This is a genomic window from Pseudomonas sp. 3296, from assembly GCF_031456615.1.
In the GTDB taxonomy this organism is placed as follows: domain Bacteria; phylum Pseudomonadota; class Gammaproteobacteria; order Pseudomonadales; family Pseudomonadaceae; genus Aquipseudomonas; species Aquipseudomonas mucoides.
The window spans coordinates 1-1,193 of record NZ_JAVDUY010000032.1 but is presented as its reverse complement, the minus strand read 5'-3'; the positions used below and the strand labels follow the sequence as shown (position 1 = coordinate 1,193).

Here is a 1,193-nt window from a genome sequence, read left to right as displayed (position 1 = left end):
GGAAACTCTGAAAAAGACTCCCAAGTCTGCTGAAATACGCTTGCCCCACGAACTGAACGGTTGAGCCCCGATGAAGCAAATATCCTTCGCCGATGCCGAATACGCTGGCAAACGCAAGCAAACCCGCCGCGAGCGCTTCCTGATTGAGATGGATCAGGTCGTGCCCTGGAAAGGTCTGGTTACGTTGATCGAACCATATTATCCGAAGGGTGAAGGCGGTCGTCCGGCATATCCGTTGATGGCCATGCTGCGGGTTCATCTGATGCAGAACTGGTTTGGCTACAGCGACCCGGCGATGGAAGAATCCCTCTACGAAACCACGATTCTGCGCCAGTTTGCCGGGCTGCATCTGGATCGGATTCCGGATGAAACCACGATCCTCAACTTCCGCCGCCTGCTGGAAAAACATGAGTTGGCTGCCGGGATTTTGCAGGTCATCAATGGCTATCTGGGCGACCGTGGTTTGCTGCTACGCCAGGGGACGGTGGTCGATGCAACGATCATTCATGCGCCGAGTTCGACCAAGAACAAGGACGGTAAACGTGATCCAGAAATGCACCAGACGAAGAAAGGAAATCAATATTTCTTCGGAATGAAAGCGCATATCGGTGTCGATGCTGAATCCGGTTTGGTGCACAGCCTGGTGGGCACGGCGGCGAATGTGGCGGACGTGACCCAGGTCGATCAGTTACTGCATGGAGAGGAAACTTACGTCTCTGGCGATGCCGGTTACACCGGCGTGGACAAGCGTCCGGAACATCAAGATCGCCAGATGATCTGGTCAATTGCCGCACGGCCCAGCACGTATAAGAAGCACGGCAAGCAGAGTTTGATCACTGAGGTGCGTCGCAAAATCGAATACGCAAAGGCCCAGATGCGAGCCAAGGTCGAACATCCGTTCCGGGTGATCAAGCGCCAGTTTGGCTATACGAAAGTGCGCTATCGCGGGCTGATAAAAAATACCGCGCAACAGACCACGCTGTTTGCCCTGTCAAACCTGTGGATGATGCGAAAACGGCTGTTGGTTGCGGGAGAGGTGCGTCTGTGATGCGCGAAATACGCGGAGAAAAGGCGCGGCTCAAGGAAAAACAATGAATTAAGAAGAGCCTAAGTCTGATTTTTGGCAGACCGTCGATTTTTTGAACTCCAAATGATTGGAGCATCAAAAAATCGCGGGGTACTTCAGACCTTCC

At 53.4% G+C, this 1,193-nt stretch carries 1 protein-coding gene; it reads left to right on the top strand.

What is annotated here, in order from left to right; all coding sequences use genetic code 11:
- The first annotated feature begins 70 nt into the window (after nucleotides 1–70).
- Nucleotides 71–1,048, top strand: a complete 978-nt coding sequence (locus J2X66_RS30150; RefSeq protein ID WP_310272383.1) for an IS5 family transposase — start codon at nucleotides 71–73, stop codon at nucleotides 1,046–1,048.
- Nucleotides 1,049–1,193 lie beyond the last annotated feature (145 nt).